At 62.5% G+C, this 17,155-nt stretch carries 13 protein-coding genes; 8 read left to right on the top strand and 5 right to left on the bottom strand.

The features are described from left to right. Positions 1-129 precede the first annotated feature (129 nt). Positions 130-555 carry an NUDIX hydrolase gene (locus tag ACI5GA_RS26640; protein WP_421424975.1) on the top strand — a complete coding sequence of 142 codons (426 nt, stop codon included), beginning with the start codon at positions 130-132 and terminating at the stop codon, positions 553-555. Here ACI5GA_RS26640 and ACI5GA_RS26635 read toward each other — a convergent pair. Then, positions 548-2,767: a bifunctional diguanylate cyclase/phosphodiesterase gene (locus tag ACI5GA_RS26635; RefSeq protein ID WP_421424973.1), complete on the bottom strand. Its 2,220-nt coding sequence runs from the start codon at positions 2,765-2,767 to the stop codon at positions 548-550. The genes ACI5GA_RS26640 and ACI5GA_RS26635 overlap by 8 nt on opposite strands. A gap of 95 nt (positions 2,768-2,862) precedes the next feature. Then, positions 2,863-3,807, bottom strand: coding sequence for a LysR family transcriptional regulator (locus ACI5GA_RS26630; RefSeq protein WP_404634499.1), 945 nt, complete (start codon positions 3,805-3,807; stop codon positions 2,863-2,865). Between the two features lie 243 nt (positions 3,808-4,050). Between ACI5GA_RS26630 and ACI5GA_RS26625 the strand changes: the two genes are divergently transcribed. Together ACI5GA_RS26625 and ACI5GA_RS26620 are read left to right on the top strand one after the other, a co-directional pair. After that, a complete protein-coding gene (locus ACI5GA_RS26625) occupies positions 4,051-5,487 on the top strand; it encodes an NAD-dependent succinate-semialdehyde dehydrogenase (protein ID WP_404634497.1) in 1,437 nt (478 codons plus the stop codon). A 25-nt stretch (positions 5,488-5,512) separates the two neighbouring features. Continuing rightward, positions 5,513-6,514 (top strand): NAD(P)H-quinone oxidoreductase, encoded by a 1,002-nt coding sequence (locus tag ACI5GA_RS26620; protein ID WP_421424970.1) that lies wholly within the window; start codon positions 5,513-5,515, stop codon positions 6,512-6,514. 19 nt (positions 6,515-6,533) lie between these two features. On the opposite strand, the gene norR is transcribed toward ACI5GA_RS26620, so the two are convergent. Beyond that, positions 6,534-8,093 (bottom strand): nitric oxide reductase transcriptional regulator NorR, encoded by a 1,560-nt coding sequence (gene norR / locus ACI5GA_RS26615; protein ID WP_421424969.1) that lies wholly within the window; start codon positions 8,091-8,093, stop codon positions 6,534-6,536. Positions 8,094-8,397: 304 nt separating this feature from the next. Here norR and ACI5GA_RS26610 point away from each other — a divergent pair, with 304 nt between their 5' ends. From ACI5GA_RS26610 to ACI5GA_RS26590, 5 genes are read left to right on the top strand one after another with little or no spacing between them, the layout of a single operon-like run. Then, positions 8,398-9,849, top strand: coding sequence for a UbiA family prenyltransferase (locus ACI5GA_RS26610; RefSeq protein ID WP_404634491.1), 1,452 nt, complete (start codon positions 8,398-8,400; stop codon positions 9,847-9,849). After that, positions 9,846-11,162 carry an FAD-binding oxidoreductase gene (locus ACI5GA_RS26605; RefSeq protein ID WP_404634489.1) on the top strand — a complete coding sequence of 439 codons (1,317 nt, stop codon included), beginning with the start codon at positions 9,846-9,848 and terminating at the stop codon, positions 11,160-11,162. Before ACI5GA_RS26610 ends, ACI5GA_RS26605 begins: the two co-directional genes overlap by 4 nt. After that, positions 11,159-11,914 (top strand): SDR family oxidoreductase, encoded by a 756-nt coding sequence (locus tag ACI5GA_RS26600; protein ID WP_421424967.1) that lies wholly within the window; start codon positions 11,159-11,161, stop codon positions 11,912-11,914. Before ACI5GA_RS26605 ends, ACI5GA_RS26600 begins: the two co-directional genes overlap by 4 nt. A 53-nt stretch (positions 11,915-11,967) precedes the next feature. Beyond that, entirely contained in the window at positions 11,968-12,894 is a 927-nt protein-coding gene (locus ACI5GA_RS26595; protein ID WP_404635026.1) for a lysylphosphatidylglycerol synthase transmembrane domain-containing protein, read from the top strand. A gap of 37 nt (positions 12,895-12,931) precedes the next feature. Beyond that, positions 12,932-14,356, top strand: coding sequence for a DUF2723 domain-containing protein (locus tag ACI5GA_RS26590; protein WP_421424965.1), 1,425 nt, complete (start codon positions 12,932-12,934; stop codon positions 14,354-14,356). Positions 14,357-14,532: 176 nt separating this feature from the next. On the opposite strand, the gene ACI5GA_RS26585 is transcribed toward ACI5GA_RS26590, so the two are convergent. After that, positions 14,533-16,356 carry a glycoside hydrolase family 15 protein gene (locus tag ACI5GA_RS26585; protein WP_421424964.1) on the bottom strand — a complete coding sequence of 608 codons (1,824 nt, stop codon included), beginning with the start codon at positions 16,354-16,356 and terminating at the stop codon, positions 14,533-14,535. Continuing rightward, a complete protein-coding gene (locus tag ACI5GA_RS26580; RefSeq protein WP_421424962.1) occupies positions 16,349-17,149 on the bottom strand; it encodes a glucose 1-dehydrogenase in 801 nt (266 codons plus the stop codon). The genes ACI5GA_RS26585 and ACI5GA_RS26580 overlap by 8 nt, the downstream gene beginning before the upstream one ends. Positions 17,150-17,155 lie beyond the last annotated feature (6 nt).

Here is a 17,155-nt window from a genome sequence, read left to right as displayed (position 1 = left end):
TGATGGTGATTCATGGCGCGCGGCCGTGTCGTGCCGCGGGTCATGACGGGACCTGCGTGATATCAGAACGGTTCAGGGTATGCGGTTACCTTGGGGCGGCTCAACCACATTTCAATTGCAGAGAAGACCATGCACCCTCCCTTTTCCGGCGCCAAGATCGCCTTGCTGTGCGACGACCAGGTGCTGATTTACCAGCGCGACGACACACCGACTATTCCCTGGCCGGGCCTGTGGGACCTGCCCGGAGGTGGCCGCGAAGGCGATGAAACGCCCGCGCAATGCGCCCTGCGGGAAACCCATGAAGAATTCGGCCTGACCCTGGACCCGGCGTGGATCGTTTGCCAGCGGGTCTACATCGGTCAGGGCATGAACGGGCTGGACACCTGGTTTCTGGTGGCCGACGTGCCGTCCGGGACGTTCGATCAGGTGGTGTTCGGCGATGAGGGGCAGCGCTGGCAGGTCAGCACGGTCAAGGCGTTTCTGGCCATGGACGACGCCATCCCGCGCCTGCAAGACCGGCTGCGTGAGTGGCTGACGTCCAGATCCGCTAGCTGAGCGGGGGCCGTGCCTCACGGACGAACAGCGCCGCCAGTTCCTCCGCTGGCAGCGCTCGGCTGAAGTGAAAGCCCTGCACTTCATCGCAGGGATGGCGTTGCAGGCACTCCAGTTGGGCCTGGGTTTCCACGCCCTCGGCGGTGACCGTCATGCCCAGCGAGCGCCCCAGATCGATCATCGCCTGCACGATGGCCTGATCGTTACCGCGCTCGGTCATGTTGGAAATGAAGCTGCGGTCGATCTTGATCCCGTCCAGCGGGTATTTGCGCAGATACGCCAGCGACGAAAAACCGGTGCCGAAATCGTCCAGACTCAAACGCACGCCCAGCGTTCGCAACGCCGTCAACGCCGACACGGCGCCCTGAGCGTGATCGAGCAGCACGCGCTCGGTGATTTCCAGCTCAAGGCGTCTGGCAGGCAGGCCGCTGCTGTGCAAGGCCTGCGCGACCACCGCCACAATGTCTTCATTTTCCGCCAGTTGCCCCGGTGAGAGGTTGACCGACAGGCCCACATCGTCTGGCCAGTTCATGGCTTCACGGCAAGCGGTCTCCAGCACCCAGCGCCCCAGCGGCTGGATAAGCCCGGTGTCCTCGGCCAGCGTGATGAACGTGTCCGGCGGCAACAGGCCGCGCTGCGGGTGTTGCCAGCGCACCAGCGCTTCGAAACTGCGCAGCGCGCCGCCGACGGTGGCGTAACGGGGCTGGTAATGCAGGCGCAACTGGTCGTGCAGCAAGGCCGCGCGCAGCTCGTGCTCCAGTTGCCGACGGGCCAGCAACTGAGTCTTCATGCTGTCGGCGTAAAAACGCCAGGTATTACGACCGGCCGCCTTGGCCTGATACAGCGCGATATCGCCCATGCTCAGCAAGTCGGCGGCGCTGTTGCCGTGGATCGGCGCCTGCGCGATGCCGATGCTGGTGCCGATGAAGACCGTCTGCCCCTCGACCTCGATGGGCCGACAGATGTCCGCGATCAGGCCATTGCACAACCCCACCACATCCTGCTCTCCGACCTCGCCCACCAGCACCACGATGAACTCGTCGCCGCCTAGCCGCGCCACCATGTCGCCGTCCTGCACATGGGTCTTCAGGCGTTGCGCCACGGTGTGCAGCACCTGATCGCCAATGGCGTGGCCCAGCGCGTCGTTGATCGGTTTGAAACGGTCCAGGTCCAGGCTCAATACCGTCAACGGCCAGGTCACCGGACGGCCCAGGTGCTCGTCGAGAAACTGATGCAGACGAAAGCGGTTGGACAGGCCGGTCAGCGAGTCATGCAACGACAACTGGCGAAAACGCTGTTCGCTGCCGCTCAACTCCTGCTGGCTGGTATGCAAGGCCTGAAACTGAGCGTCGATCTGCCGCGCCAGCGTCAAGGCATAACGCACCAGCATGGCCAACACGATGGCCAGCACCAGTACGCCTGAGATGAACAGCGGCAAGGTCTGTTTGAGCAAGGCCATGCCCGGTGTCGGCGGCATCCAGCTCAGCTGAATCGTCGAACCCAGTAGCGGCATGGTGTCGTAGCCGGGCTGCGGGCCTTGATACACGGCAATGTTCGGCAAGCCGTAGGTGTCGCTCAGATGAATGAGCTTGGCGGGGTCGAGAATCGTGACGAACATCATCACCGAGGCAGGGCCAGGCACAGGCTGAATGAGCGGATCGGTCTCGGGGCTGATGGTCGCCGCCGCCACCAGCGCTGGAACGCCCGCGACTTTGAAGGCGCGTACCAGGCCATCATTTTCCAGCGTCGATTGCCGCGCGTCGCTGATCAGGGCGTCCAGATCGCCTTCCAGCCAGTCGCTGGCCTGAATCATCGAAGGCTTGCCGTCGATCACCGCGTAGCTGGTCCGGTCCTGCGCGTCGATGACCAACACACCGTTGTAGCCGTACAACTCGTAGGGAATGGGGCCTACATTGCGCTGCTCGTCCGCCCAGACCTTGTCCACCGTCATGTGCAGGTGTTTATAGGCCTCGCCCCATTTGGCGTAGTTGATGATGTTGCGCCCCACCTCGTTGCGCACCTGCTCCAGCGTCCGCGCGATGAAAATGCGCGATCGCTGCTGAACGTCCCGGTCCTGATTCAACGCGTTCTGCACCAGCAGATAGCCGCTCAGGCCGATCAGCAACAGCAGCGCGCAAATCGCCGGAGAAAGGCGCAGGATCAACTGACGACTGCGTCGGGTCGCGGCCCAGTCGGCGAGGTTGGGTTTGAACATCAAGACACCTGATTGCGTCGGTAACAACAGCGGGTCGCAACGACCGATGATTGCGAATGGCTATCCTAACCGTCTGTTTATTCAGGGGCCAGCGATCATTCGGCGATTCCCGCCGGGCCGACCAGCTCTAGCCTGCACGCATCGAGAGCGCCTCCCACCTGCGTTTTCAGCACGTCGATGAAACGCTTGATCTTCGCATCGACAAACTGCCGGGAGGTGTACACCGCATACACATTACGCGCTTCGGTGAAGTAACCCGGCAACACCCGCACCAGCCGCCCGGCGCGCAGGTCATCGATGGCCGCGAACCCGGCCAGCAGACCGATTCCCGCGCCCTCGCGCAGCGCCACGGCCATGGCCTCCATGTCGTTGACGCTCAGGTGCGCACCTGTGGGACGAAAGCTCGACGCCCCCGTCTTGCTGAACAACTGCCATTCATCGGGGGTGTAATCCACCGTGCCCAGCCGCACGCACAGGTGATCGGCCAGTTCCTCGGGGGTCGACGGCGCGGGATGCTGCGCCAGGTAATCGGGGGATGCCGCCAGTACGCAGTGGCTGATGCCGATTTTCTGGCTGACGTACGCCGAGTCCGGCAGCGTGCGGGCGATCAGCACCGACACGTCGAGCTGGTCTTCCAGCAGGTTGGGCATGCGCTGAGACAACAGCAACTCCACGGTCACTTCGGGAAACTCGGCACGAAACGCCAGAATCGCCTGGGTCACCAGATGCCGCGCCAAGCCCGGCACACAGTGCACGCGCAAAGTGCCGCGTGGGGCGAGCAAGGTGTCTCGGGCCTCGGCCTCGGCGTTTTCCAGGTCCGCCAGAATCGAGGTGCAGCGCTCATAAAAGCGCCGACCGGCGTCGGTCACGCTCAAACGCCGCGTGCTGCGGTGCAGCAGCTTGGTGTTGAGCAGCTCTTCGAGGGTCGACACCGCCCGCGACACGTTGCCCACGGTGGAGTCCAGGTGATTGGCCACAGCGGTGAAGCTGCCCATTTCCACGACTTTGGCGAACACCGACATGTTGGAGAGTTTGTCCATGCATCCTTCCGGGGGCGCGTTGATCAGGGCGCCCATGATCCATGGCCCATTGGCATCGGGCAATCGCTATCCCGCCGATTCTCCCCCTGGGCACAACATTGATTGCCATTTGCACGGCTAAATCATCGAAGCCGGTCTCCATAGACTTCATCGCAACCGGTGTTAAGCAAAGTGGCTAAGCAACGTGGCTAAGCCCCGCACTTGACGCCAAAAGCCCTGCAAGTCCGAACGAAAGGTGACCCCATGAACGCTTCCTACGATTCGCTCTCCCTGTTCATCAACGGCCAATGGCTGTCCGCCGAAGGACGCGCCACCGCCACCGTGATCAACCCGGCCACCCAACAACCGCTGGGGCAAGTGCCACTGGCCAGCGAGGCCGATCTGGATCAGGCACTTGAAGTGTCCCGCCACGCCTTCGACGTCTGGCGCCACACCGTTCCCGCGGAGCGCGCCCGTGTTCTCAAGCGCGCTGCCGATCTGATCCGCGAACGCTCGGCGCATATCGCCACACAAATGACCCTCGAAGAAGGCAAGCCGCTGGCTGAAAGCCGCGATGAGGTGCTGCGTGCTGCCGAATACTTCGAATGGTTCGCCGAAAGCGCCCGCCGCATCGACGGCCGCGTGGTGCCGTCCAACCGACCCGGCGTGCTGCAACTGGTCAAGCGTCAGCCGATTGGCCCGGTGGCCGCGTTTACCCCTTGGAACTTCCCGGCCATCACCCCGGCCCGCAAACTCTCCGCCGCGCTGGCCGCCGGTTGCAGCGTGATCATAAAACCGGGTGAAGAAAGCCCTTCCACCGCACTGGCCCTGGCCCGCGCACTGGATGACGCAGGCCTGCCAAAAGGCGTGTTGCAAGTGGTGTTTGGCGTGCCGGATCAGGTCTCGAAACACCTGATCGCCTCGCCGATCATTCGCAAAGTGACGTTCACCGGGTCGGTGCCCATTGGCCGCCTGCTGTCGGCCCGCGCCGCCGAAGGCGTCAAGCCGATCACGCTGGAGCTGGGCGGCCATGGCCCGGTGCTGGTGTTCAACGACGCTGACGTGGAAAAGGCCGCGGTGGAAGGCGTTGCCAACCGCTTCCGGGGCACCGGTCAGGTGTGCATTTCCTCCACCCGCTTCCTGATTCAACGGGCGGTGTACGACACCTTCGTCGAGCACTTCGTCGAGGCCACACTCGCCCTGAAAATCGGCAACGGCCTGGACGCCGGGGTGCAAGTCGGCCCGCTGGCCAACCCTCGGCAACTGGCCAAGATGGAAGAACTGGTGGCCGACGCCGTGGCCTGTGGAGCGCGGGTGCTGGCCGGTGGCAAACGCATCGAGGGTGACGGCTTCTTCTTCGAGCCAACGGTGCTGGCCGATGTGCCGATGAACGCGCGTGTCATGCATGAAGAACCCTTCGGCCCGATTGCCGTGCTGATGCCGTTCGACACACTGGCCGGTGGCCTGGCCGAAGCCAATCGCCTGCCCTACGGCCTCTCCGCCTACGCCTTCACCTCAAGCGCACGCACCGCTATCGACGTGGCCGACGGGCTGGAAGCCGGAATGATCGGCATCAACCAATACCGCATCGTCGCCACCGAACTGCCCTTTGGCGGCATGAAGGAAAGCGGCCACGGCTCCGAGGGCGGCGTCGAAGGCATCGAGCATTACTTGACGAACAAATTCATCAGCCAGATCTGATCCCCCCTTTTTTGGAGAACACCCCATGAAAGCCATTACTTTCAAAGCGTTTGGCGATGCCGATGTCTTGACCCTCAACGAAGTGCCTGCGCCTGAAGTTCGCGCTGCCGACCTGTTGGTTCGGGTGTACGCGGCAGGCGTAAACCGCGCCGACCTCACCCACCGCACCGGCGGCTACGGCTGGCCGGACTTCGGTGACTCAACGATCATCGGTCTGGAAATCGCCGGGGAAGTGATCGCCAAGGGCAACGACGTTACCGGCTACGAGGTCGGCGACCGGGTCATGGGCGTGGTCGGCGGCGGTGCCTACGCCGAGGTGGCGCGGATCGACTACCGCATGGCGATGCCGATTCCCGATCAACTGGATTACGTGCATGCGGCGGCCATTCCTGAAGTGTTCGTCACCGCCCATGAAGCGATGATGCATCTGGGCCGCCTCTCGGCCGGCGACTCGGTGTTGATCCACGCAGCCGCAGGCGGCGTGGGTTCGGCGGCGGTGCAACTGGCCCGGGCGACTGGGGCGCTGGTCTTCGCCACCACAGAAGCGAGCAAGCGAGAGAAAGTCTCACGACTGGGCGCTGACGTGGTGATCGACTACAAGACGGAAGACTTCGCCCAGGTCATCGCCGACAAGACCGAAGGCCGGGGGGTGGATGTGGTGGTCGACTTTGTCGGCGAACCCTACTTCGCCCGCAATTTTGCCTCGCTGGCCAAGGGTGGGCGACTGATTCAGGTAGGGATTCTGGGCGGTGGCGGCCCGGTGACGGTGGCACTGGAACAGATCCTGTATCGCCACGTGCAAATCATCGGCACGGTCATGAAGTCCCGTCCTCAGGCCGAAAAGCACCAGATGATCAAGCGCTTTAGCGAGCACTGGCTGGAACATTTCAACGGCAGCGCGACGTTGTTGCCGGTGGTCGACAGCACCTTCGCCCTCTCGCACGCGGCGGATGCCCATCGGCGGATGGAGTCGTCAGCGAATGTCGGGAAAATCATTCTGACGATGGCGGATGGGGATCTCGTTTGATCAGCCAGCGCTCAGGCGTCTAACGAATCCCCAACCGCCGGGCCAATCGACTGAGGTTGGCCCGGTCCAGATTCAACTCCCGGGCCACGTCGGCCCATTTGCCCTGATGCCGACTCAAGGCATCGATGATCACGCCCTTCTGAAATCCGTCGACCGCCTCCTTCAGTCCTTCGCCCGGCTGGATCACGGAAGGAGACACCACCGCGACAGGCTCATGCCGCTCAGGGGTCGACGCGTTCTCATCGATCCCCAACGCCCCCGGTTCGATGGTCAGGATCTTCGGCCTCTCGGCCTGGGACGACAAGGCCTTGAGCACTGCACGGCTGATCAAATGCTCCAACTCACGCACATTCCCCGGCCAGGCATAACCCAGCAGTACCTTCTGCGCCTCCAGGCTCATGCGCAAGCTGCGCAGCCCCATCCGTGCACGGTTTTCCTCAAGGAAATAACCGGCCAACAGCAGCACGTCCTTGCCCCGCTCACGCAGCGGCGGCACCACCAGCGGATACACACTCAGGCGATGATAAAGGTCGGCGCGAAAGCGTCCGGCGCGCACCTCCTCCGCCAGATCACGATTGGTCGCAGCGATGATGCGCACGTCCACGCGGTGCTCCTGATCGGAACCGACCCGCTGCAACTGTCCGCTCTGCAACACCCGCAGCAGTTTCGACTGCACCGGCAGCGGCAGTTCACCCACTTCATCGAGGAAGATCGTGCCGCCGTCGGCCAGTTCGAATTTGCCACTGCGCCCGCTCACAGCCCCCGAAAACGCACCTTTGACGTGGCCGAACAGCTCACTCTCCACCAGCAAATCCGGCAACGCCGCACAATTGAGGCTGATCAACGGCTTTTGCGCCCGGGGCGACTGCATATGAATGGCCTCGGCGACGAGTTCCTTGCCCACCCCGGTTTCGCCAGTGATCAACACCGTTAGCGGGCTGTTGCCCACCAGTTGAATCTCCTGCTGCAAACGCCGATGCACGGCACTCTGACCAATCAACTCCCGAGGCCCGCGCCCGCCGGCTGCACGCTTGTAGACTTCCGCCAGTTGCCGCTGATCTTCGAAGCTGCGGGCCAGATGGTTGATCCGGTCGCTGGCCATGACGGTGGCCGCCGCCAGGCTGGCGAAGGCCTGCAGGTTGCCCAGGTCGACGCTGCCGAAGCGCGACGGGTCCAGCGAATCGAGGGTGATGACGCCCCAGAGCGTGTCTTGCACGTAGAGCGGACAGCCGAGGCAATCGTGTACTTCCAGATGACCGTGAACCTCATCCACCAGACCGTCGTAAGGGTCCGGCAGCTGGCAATCGGTGGAAAACCGCGTCGGCTCGCGGTTCTGCACAATGATGTCCAATCGCGGATGCTCGCCCAGCCTGAAACGACGCCCCAAGGTATCCGGGCTGAGGCCTTCGACCGAGAGCGGCACCAGCACATCGTCTTCCAGCCTGAGCAACGCCACCGCATCGCAGGGCAGCAACTGGCGCAGGGAACGCAACAGGCGCCGATAGCGCTCATCGTCCGGAAGGTCGCGGGAAAGGTCGGCCACCAGTGGCACCAGCGCCAAGAGCAAAGGGTGGGTCATGGAGGCTCCTGGTCCGTGAAAAGTGGTCATTATGACCACACATCAGGCGCAAGTGACAGCCTGCGCGTCAATGAAAGACCGCACAAAAACCGTCGCGCCAATTTTCGGTTCACGCCCCATCGCCAATTAACCGACAGCGGAATGTTTCAACCCTGAAACGGCGCACTTAAAAGTGCGCGCTTAGTTGCCTTGAAACTTCTGACGCCAACACGCCGACGGCATTGACCACGGCGTTTAATTTAAATGAAGTTGTGAAAATTTTATTTTGTTTATAGTCGAGTGGTCCCCGAAAGGAGCACTCGATATGGCAAGAATTCAGGGAAGAGTTCTCGAAACATTCCCCCCTCTGGTCGTGGATCTGGATGGCACGCTGTTGCGTTCGGACCTGCTGATGGAAACCGCCATGGCCTTCGTCAGAAGCAAGCCATTGCAGGTCTTCAAAATGCTGGGCTGGCTGCTCAAGGGCAAGGCCGCACTCAAGGAAGGTCTGGCGCAGGAGACCGAGATAGACGTCTCGGTACTGCCTTACGACCCGCAGATCATCGAGATGATCCAGGCCGAGAAAGCCAGTGGTCGGCTGATCGTACTGGCCACCGCCAGCCATGTCAGCCTGGCCGAACGCATTGCCGAACACTTGCAGTTATTCGACCTGGTGCTGGCCTCCAATGCCAATCGCAACTTGTCCGGTAATAACAAGCGCGACCTGTTAGTGGCCCACTACGGCGAAGGCGGTTTCGACTATATCGGCAACTCAACGGATGATTTACCGATCTGGAAAGTGTCGCGACAGGCTTATGTCGTGAATCCTGATTCGGGTGTCGAATCCCGGGTGCAGGCCCTCCGCCAGGTCGAGCCGACGATCCGCACCAACACCTCAAGTTTCCGCGACTGGCGCAAGGCCTTGCGCATGCACCAGTGGTTGAAAAACGCGCTGATTTTCGTGCCACTGCTGGCGTCTCATCGTTTCGTGCAAGTGGACTTGCTGCGCGACGGGGTATTCGCGTTCTTCTGCTTCGGCCTGTGCGCCTCCAGCGTCTACATCCTCAATGACCTGCTGGATCTCTGCGACGACCGCCACCACAAAAGCAAATGCCATCGACCGTTCGCCAGCGGACGCCTGTCGATCAAGGCCGGGCTGATTCTGGTGCCAACGCTGCTGTTCACCGCCTTCGGCGCGGCCCTCCTTTTATTACCCTGGCAATTCTCGGCGGTCATGGCGGCCTATTACGGCCTGACCCTCGCCTACTCGCTGCAACTCAAGCGGCTGATGGCCTGGGACGTGATCGCCCTGGCCATGCTCTACACCGCTCGCATCATCGCCGGGGTCGCCGCGTTCAACCTGACGCTGACGTTCTGGATTCTCGCCTTCTCGATGTTCATCTTCCTCAGCCTGGCCATGGTCAAGCGCTACGCCGAACTGCGCGACGCCCGCGCCCGGGAGGTGAACACCTTCGCCCGAGGGCGCGGCTATTACCCCGGCGATCTGGACATGATCGCCTCGTTGGGCGCCTCGTCCGGGTATCTGGCGGTGATGGTGCTGGCGCTGTACATCCAGGACGCCAAAACCACCGCGCTGTACGTCACGCCCCATGTGATCTGGCTGGCCTGCCCGCTGATGCTGTTCTGGGTCACCCGCGTGTGGATGCTCACCCACCGCGGGCAGATGAACGAAGACCCGGTGGTGTTCGCCATCCGCGATCGCACCAGCCAGTTGATCGGCGCGATTTTCCTGCTGATGTTCTGGATCGCCGCATGAGCACGCCGTTGTATTCCTGGGGACGGTTTCCTCATACCCCGCAGCGCGGTCATCGCTGCGTCTGGCTCGACGAGCTGCCCGCCCATCTGGATCGGGTGATCGACGCGCACCACAGCAGCCTGCCCTACGGCAACGGCCGCAGCTACGGCGACAGTTGCCTGGCAGCGAGCGATCAGGTGCTGCACATGCGCTCGCTGGATCGGCTGATCGAGGCCGACTGGGACAACGGCGTGCTCAAGGTCGAAGCCGGTATTACCCTGGCCGAGGTGCTGACCATCACGATTCCGCGCGGCTGGTTTCTGCCGGTAACGCCAGGCACGCAATTCGCCACGGTGGGCGGTGCCATCGCCAATGACGTGCACGGCAAGAACCACCACGTGCGGGGCACCTTCGGCCGCCATGTCCGCAGCTTCGGCCTGTTGCGCCATGGCCAGCCAGAGATCACCTGCTCGCCCAGCGTCAACGCCTCACTGTTTTGCGCGAGCATTGGCGGCCTCGGTCTGACCGGGATCATCCATTGGGCGCAGATTCAGTTGATGCCGATCCGCACCAGCCAGATCGACACCACGACCGTGCGCTTCGCGAACCTCGCGGAGTTTTTCGCACTGGCGGACGAACTCGATGAGCAGCATGAATACAGCGTGGCCTGGGTCGACTGTCTGGCCAAAGGCGCTGACACCGGTCGCGGCGTGTTCATCGTTGGCGACCACGCACAGTACGGCTCGCTCGATATCGGTCATCGTGCGAGGCTGAGCGTGCCGGTCACGCCACCGGTGTCGCTGATCAACAAGCTCTCTCTCAGTGCCTTCAACAGCCTGTACTGGCGCGTGCACCCGCGCCAGCGCACGAAAGGCCGCAGCGCCTATGAACCCTTCTTCTACCCACTCGACCGCATTCTGCACTGGAACCGCATCTACGGGCGGCGCGGTTTCCAGCAGTACCAGTGCGTGATTCCCAGCGCCAACGCCGAAGCGGCGATGGGTGAGCTACTACGGGCCATTGCCGAGGCCGGGCAAGGCTCTTTTCTGGCGGTGCTCAAGCGTTGCGGCGATGTGCGCTCGCCGGGCCTGTTGTCATTCCCGATGCCGGGCACCTCGCTGGCGCTGGACTTCGCGCAAAGCGAACACCTGGAAAACATCGTGTTTCCCCGGCTGGACGACATCGTTCGTGCTGCGGGGGGCCGCCTGTATCCGGCCAAGGATGCCCATATGAGCGGCGCCGACTTTCGTCAGGCCTACCCTGACTGGGAGCGACTGGAAGCGCTGCGCGATCCCTCTCTGATGTCCCGTTTCTGGAGCCGCGTGCTGTCATGACTACTCCCAGCGTAAAAAAAGTGCTGATCATCGGCGCGACTTCCGCCATCGCCACCGCCTGCGCCCGTCTGTGGGCCAGCGAAGGCAGTGATTTCTTCCTCGTGGGGCGCAACGTCGACAAGCTTCAGCAGACCGCCGCCGACCTCAAGGCCCGGGGCGCGAAAAACGTGACGTTGCATGAAATGGACGCCAACGACATCGACGCCCACCCGCTGATGCTCGGTCGCTGCCTGACCGCATTGGGCCAGATCGACATCGCCCTGATTGCCCACGGCACCCTGCCCGACCAGAAAGCCTGCGAGCGCGACGTGCACCTGGCCCTGCGCGAGTTCGCCAACAACGGCACCTCGGTGATCGCCCTGCTGACGCTTCTCGCCGGACAATTCGAAACCCAGCGTTGCGGCAGCCTGGCGATCATTTCGTCGGTGGCGGCGGATCGCGGTCGACCCTCGAATTACCTGTACGGCAGCGCCAAGGCAGCAGTCTCGACCTATTGCGAAGGCTTGCAGGCGCGGCTGTTCAAAGTCGGCGTGCACGTCACCACCATCAAACCGGGCTTCGTTGACACGCCGATGACCCAAGGCCTGTCGCTGCCCGCCGCACTGCTGGCGCAACCGGCGCAGGTCGCGCAACGCATCGTCAAAGGCATCGCGCAGAAGGTGCCGACCCTCTACGCGCCGGGCTTCTGGGGCCTGATCATGTTGATCATCCGCGCCATCCCGCAGCCCGTGTTCAAGAGGCTGAACCTGTGAATCCCGCCTTGAATGAACCGGTGCTGTTGTCCGGCTGGCGCTATCGGGCCGTGATGCTCTCGGTGGTCGGTTCGGCGCTGGGCTATCTGGCCTTCTCGCTATGGGGGGGATGGCACGCCGTGGGCGCGGCCGTGGGCGAGGTCGGGCTGGTGGGGATCGTCATCGCGCTGCTCATGTCTTTGGTGAATTACGGCCTGCGTTTTTTGCGCTGGCAGTCTTACCTCAAGGTACTGGGCCACCCGATTCCGTGGCGCCCGAGCCTGAACATTTATCTGGCAGGCTTCGCCCTGACCACTACCCCCGGAAAAGCCGGTGAGGCCTTGCGCGGCGTACTGCTCAAACGTTGGGGCGTGCCGTACCCGCAAAGCTTCGCGGCGTTCTTCAGCGAGCGCCTGTCGGACCTGTTCGCCGTGGTGCTGCTGACCTTGTTCGGTCTGTCGCTGTACCCCGAGGCGATGCCGATGATCGTGGTGGGCGTGGCGCTGGTGCTGGTCGGCCTGCTGGTGCTGTCCCAGCGTCGCTTGCTGGAACGCCTGATGGGCGCCGTGCCCAGCGACGGCGGCAAATTGATCGGGCTGTTGCGTCATCTGTTGCAGGTGCTGGTGCATGCCCAACAGTGCCACCGCTTGCGTTTGATGCTGGGCCTGACCGTGCTCAGCGTAGTGGCCTGGAGCGCTGAAGCCTTGGCCTTCGACTGGATTCTGGGCTGGATGGGCGCCGACATTCCGCTGACCTTTGCGGTGTTCGTCTACGCCCTGGCGATGCTCGCCGGGGCGATCAGCTTCATGCCCGGCGGGCTGGGCGGTGCCGAGGCGGTGATGGTCGGCCTGCTGGTGTGGAAAGGCATGAACAGCGCCGACGCCGTGGCCGCCACCGTGCTGATTCGCCTGGCCACGCTGTGGTTCGCGGTCGCCATCGGCGCGTTGATGCTGCTGCGGCTCAAGGGTGAAACGGCGTCCGGGCGCGAAGCCCTTCAATAACGTGGCTCACGAGAAAACAGGGACAGGAGTGCAGTTCATGGCGGCAGTGCATTATCGAGCTTCAGTGGTGATTCCCCTGCTGTTGGTGGTCGGGGCGATCCTGGCCAGCTTTCTGGCGTCGAGCGGGCCGATCCAGTGGATGGACAACGGCATGTTCCTGGCCGATGCCGCGCAGGGCCAATATTTCAGCCAGACCCTGACCCCACTGGACCATCCGCTCTACCTGTTCGTCACCACCGCGTTGTTCGCCGCGTTCGGCCCCCTTGTGCTGAGCTTCATGAACTCGCTGCTGCTGATCCCCCTGGCCTGGGCGATTTTTCGTCTGGCCCGAGGCGCGGGCGCCACGGTATCCCAGGCGCTGCTGGCCATTGCCGCTGCCGTGTTGTGCCATAGCGTGTTCTGGGTCTCGACCAAGGCCGAAGTGTACGTACTGCACACGCTGCTGGTGACGCTGGCCTACATGGTTCAGTTCAACGACAAACCGCGTTTGGGCGTAATGCCCGCGCTGTTCCTCATCGGCGTGCTCACCGGCATGGCTGCTGCGATTCATCAGCTGACCTTCATTGTGCTGTTCCCGCTCTACGTACAGATGCTGTGGCAACACAAGGCGCGAATCCTGATCACCCTGCCCGGTTTTGCCATGGGTTTTTCCGTGGCATTTCCGGGCATCAGCAACGAATTGCACAGCGGCATGAACCTGATCGACATCGGCCATCGCTACCTGATCGGCATCCCCGACACCTCCACCGAACAAAGCTGGCAGGGAGCACTGTTCCGCTTCGACGACATGTGGCACGAAAAGAACTCGGTGGGGCTGCTGTTGCTGTCGCTGATCGGCCCACAACTGGTCGGCCTGTTGCTGTTCCCGAAAAGCCCGACGCTGCGAGTGCTGTGGTGCGCGGCCATGATGAACTTCATCTTCGCGGTCTCTTACAACGTTACCGACCGCTTCACCTTCTTCCTGCCGGGCGCCGTGCTGCTGAGCATCGTCGGCGTGATCCAGCTTCAGGCCTTGTTGCCGCGCAAGGCATCAGGCCTTGTGACGGCGTCTCCCCTTGCCGCCCCGATGACCATACTCGCCGTCTACACCGTGTACGCCAGCGGCGCGATTCAGCTACCGGTGCACAAGGAAACCCTGCCCTTTCGCGACGACATCCACTACTTCATGGCGCCCTACCTGAGCGACCGTTCTGCCGAAGCCTTCGTGCGCAGCTACGAGCAATCGACGCCTGAAGGTTCGCTCATCATCGCCGACTGGACCCCCAACGGCGCCCTGCGCTCGGCCCAGGCCAGCGGTTTGCTCAAGGGCCGCACGTTTGAACTGTGCGAAGAGGTGCAAAACATCGACGGGTATCTGAACGGGCCGGGAGCCTATTTGGCGCGGACCAGTTATTGCGATGCGATTGGTGAGCGGTTTGCGCTGGAGACGCTGCCGTTGGGGTATGAGTTGCGGGTGAAGTAGTGCGCGAGTGCAAGAACGGCATGAATCCTCTGTAGCAGTCCGGCTTGCCGGCGGTGGCGTAGTTGAAATCGCTGCCGCCGACAAGCAGGACTGCTACAGAGGAACGCGCAAGGCTCGAAGACCGGCGCCGCTCCCACAGCGAATCCGCGTAAGACACGATGATCGACTCGAACACCTCAAGGCTGCCAAAGGGTCTGTTTCCCCTCCAACTTCCGATCCAGAAAACTTGCCGCACTGATCAGCGCCAGATGGCTCAACGCCTGGGGTGTATTACCCAGATGATGACCGTGAGTGTCGAACTCTTCGGCGTACAAACCCAAGGGGTTGGCATAGCGCAGCAGTTGTTCGAACTCCAGGTGGGCCTGTTCGACACGGCCTGCCCGGGCCAGGCACTCGACGTACCAGAACGAACAGGCTACGAACGCGCCTTCGTCGCCGTTCAACCCGTCGCCATAGCTGTCGTCGTTGCGGTAGCGGAAGACCATGCCGTCGCGCACGAGGGTGCGTTCGATCGCGTCAAGGGTCTGTAGCCATTTCGGGTCGCTGGCGCCGACGAAGCGCACCAGTGGCATCAGCAGCATGGAGGCGTCGAGGTTTTTGCTGCCTTTGTGCTGGACGAAATGACCCAGTTCGGGGTCCCAGAAATTCTCCCAGATGTCGTCGTAGATGGCCTGGCGTTCCTTGTCCCAACGCTCGAACGGCGCGGGCAGTGAACGTTTGAAGGACAGCCGCAGGGCACGGTCCAAAGCGACCCAACACATCAGCCGCGAGTGCAGAAAATGTCGATCTTCGCCACGCATTTCCCAGATGCCGACGTCGGGACTGCGCCAGTTTTCGCACAACTCGTTGACCAGCCGTGTCGTGTGTTTCCAGCCTTCGTGAGAAATCGCGTCGCCGTATTTGTTGGCCAGGTAAACGGCATCCAGCAGTTCGCCGTAGATGTCCAGTTGTGTCTGCTTGTACGCTTCGTTGCCGATGCGAACCGGGGTCGCACCACCATAACCGGCCAGGTGGGTGAGGTTTTCTTCCGGCAGTTCCTCGCGACCATCCAGTGCATAAAGTATCCCGAGTTTGTTGGCCTCTTCACAGCAATCGCCCATACGCTCGCGTACCCAGTGCATGAACGCGTTGGCTTCCTCGGTGTAGCCCAGACGCATGAAGGCGTAGACGGTAAACGAGGCGTCGCGGATCCAGGTGTAGCGGTAGTCCCAGTTGCGCTCGCCACCCTCTTCCTCCGGCAGGCCGAAGGTGGCTGCCGCGACGATGCCACCGTGCTTGCGCGAGGTCAGCAGTTTGAGGGCCAACGCCGAGCGATTGACCGTTTCGCGCCAGCGGCCTCGGTAGTTGGAATGGCGGCTCCAGTGTTGCCAGAAGTCGACGGTGCTTTTCAGGTCGCCGTCGCATTGGCTGGCTTTGACCTGTTCGTCGTCCGCACCGCCGAGCATGAATTCGACAGTATCGCCCTGCTTCATCTGGAACTCGGCAATGGCCGCGTGGCCTTCCAATGCCAATGCCGTGGTGGCCGACAAACGCAAGGCGGGTTGACCGACGGCCTCGAAACGCACGTCTTGGTTGTCCATGCTCGCGCGGGTGTCGGCGCGGCTGTAGTCGTGACGCACGCGGCAGTGCATACGCACCCTCGTCGTGCCGTGACGCGCATGAATGCGCCGCACCAGCCGCGGCAGGTCATCGACGTCAGAGGCAATGGGCATCAGGTCGGTGACTTCAACCACGGCCTCTTCGGCAATCCAGCGGGTCATCAAGACATTGGTTTCAGGCAGGTAAAGTTGCTGGCGCCGTGCATCGGGCAGGATCGGCGCCAACTGGAAGATACCTGCATCCGGGGTGTCGACCAGCGCACTGAAAATGCTCGGGCTGTCGAAATCCGGCCAGCAGCAGAAGTCGATGCTGCCGGTGTCTGCCACCAACGCGGCACTGCGCATGTCGCCAATGATGCCGTGGTTTTCGATGGCGCTTTGTGGCTCTGCTCGTTCAACCATTGTGACGAAACTCCGGATAGAGGCTCATGCCGCCGTCGATGAACAACGTGGTGCCGTGGACGTAATCCGAGGCATCGGAGGCCAGCCACACGACCGCGTTGGCGACGTCTTCGGCCTCGCCCACACGCCCATAGGGAATCAGTTGCAGCAGTTTTTTCTCGGCCTCCCCAGTGGTGGCCTTGGTATTGATCGCCGTGCGAATGGCCCCCGGCGCGATGCTGTTGACGCGAATCCGCTGCTCGCCGACTTCTTGAGCAATGCTGCGCATCAACAGATCGACCCCGCCCTTGGACGCGGCGTAGTTCACGTGCCCTGCCCAGGGAATGACCTGATGCACCGAACTCATGTGAATGATCTTGCCCAGCGCACGGGAAATTTCCGGGCGGACCTGCTGCCTGGCGAATTGGCGCAACGCAGCGCGCGCACACAGGAACTGGCCGGTCAGGTTGACGTTGATGACGGTGTTCCAGTCGTCGAGGGTCAGTTCGGCGATGGGGGCGTCTTTTTGTAAACCGGAGTTGGCCACCAGAATGTCGAGCCTGCCAAAGGCCTTGAGGGTCTCGGCGAACAGTCTTTCGACGTCTTCTTCTTTCGAAACGTCGGCGCCCACAGCGAGGGCCTGACCACCCGCAGCGCGGATCTCGTCGGCCAGTTGCTCGGCAGGTTCGGGTTGTGAGTGGTAGTTGATGACCACCGCAGCACCGGATGCGGCCAGGCCTTTGGCGGCGCCTGCGCCCAGGCCGGAGCTGGCGCCAGTGACCAGCGCGACCTGGCCTTTGAGGGAAATCAGCATGGGAAG

The sequence above is a fragment of the Pseudomonas sp. Pseu.R1 genome (genome assembly GCF_045764065.1).
Lineage (GTDB): Bacteria > Pseudomonadota > Gammaproteobacteria > Pseudomonadales > Pseudomonadaceae > Aquipseudomonas.
Note: the sequence above shows the minus strand (reverse complement) of the source record. Positions and strands in the feature narration are given on the sequence as shown.

Bases quoted from the DNA above. Each gene is read 5' to 3' on its own strand.
- ACI5GA_RS26640 (WP_421424975.1), top strand. From the start codon at position 130: ATGCACCCTCCCTTTTCCGGCGCCAAGATCGCCTTGCTGTGCGACGAC.
- ACI5GA_RS26635 (WP_421424973.1), bottom strand. From the start codon at position 2,767: ATGTTCAAACCCAACCTCGCCGACTGGGCCGCGACCCGACGCAGTCGT.
- ACI5GA_RS26630 (WP_404634499.1), bottom strand. From the start codon at position 3,807: ATGGACAAACTCTCCAACATGTCGGTGTTCGCCAAAGTCGTGGAAATG.
- ACI5GA_RS26625 (WP_404634497.1), top strand. From the start codon at position 4,051: ATGAACGCTTCCTACGATTCGCTCTCCCTGTTCATCAACGGCCAATGG.
- ACI5GA_RS26620 (WP_421424970.1), top strand. From the start codon at position 5,513: ATGAAAGCCATTACTTTCAAAGCGTTTGGCGATGCCGATGTCTTGACC.
- norR (WP_421424969.1), bottom strand. From the start codon at position 8,093: ATGACCCACCCTTTGCTCTTGGCGCTGGTGCCACTGGTGGCCGACCTT.
- ACI5GA_RS26610 (WP_404634491.1), top strand. From the start codon at position 8,398: ATGGCAAGAATTCAGGGAAGAGTTCTCGAAACATTCCCCCCTCTGGTC.
- ACI5GA_RS26605 (WP_404634489.1), top strand. From the start codon at position 9,846: ATGAGCACGCCGTTGTATTCCTGGGGACGGTTTCCTCATACCCCGCAG.
- ACI5GA_RS26600 (WP_421424967.1), top strand. From the start codon at position 11,159: ATGACTACTCCCAGCGTAAAAAAAGTGCTGATCATCGGCGCGACTTCC.
- ACI5GA_RS26595 (WP_404635026.1), top strand. From the start codon at position 11,968: ATGCTCTCGGTGGTCGGTTCGGCGCTGGGCTATCTGGCCTTCTCGCTA.
- ACI5GA_RS26590 (WP_421424965.1), top strand. From the start codon at position 12,932: ATGGCGGCAGTGCATTATCGAGCTTCAGTGGTGATTCCCCTGCTGTTG.
- ACI5GA_RS26585 (WP_421424964.1), bottom strand. From the start codon at position 16,356: ATGGTTGAACGAGCAGAGCCACAAAGCGCCATCGAAAACCACGGCATC.
- ACI5GA_RS26580 (WP_421424962.1), bottom strand. From the start codon at position 17,149: ATGCTGATTTCCCTCAAAGGCCAGGTCGCGCTGGTCACTGGCGCCAGC.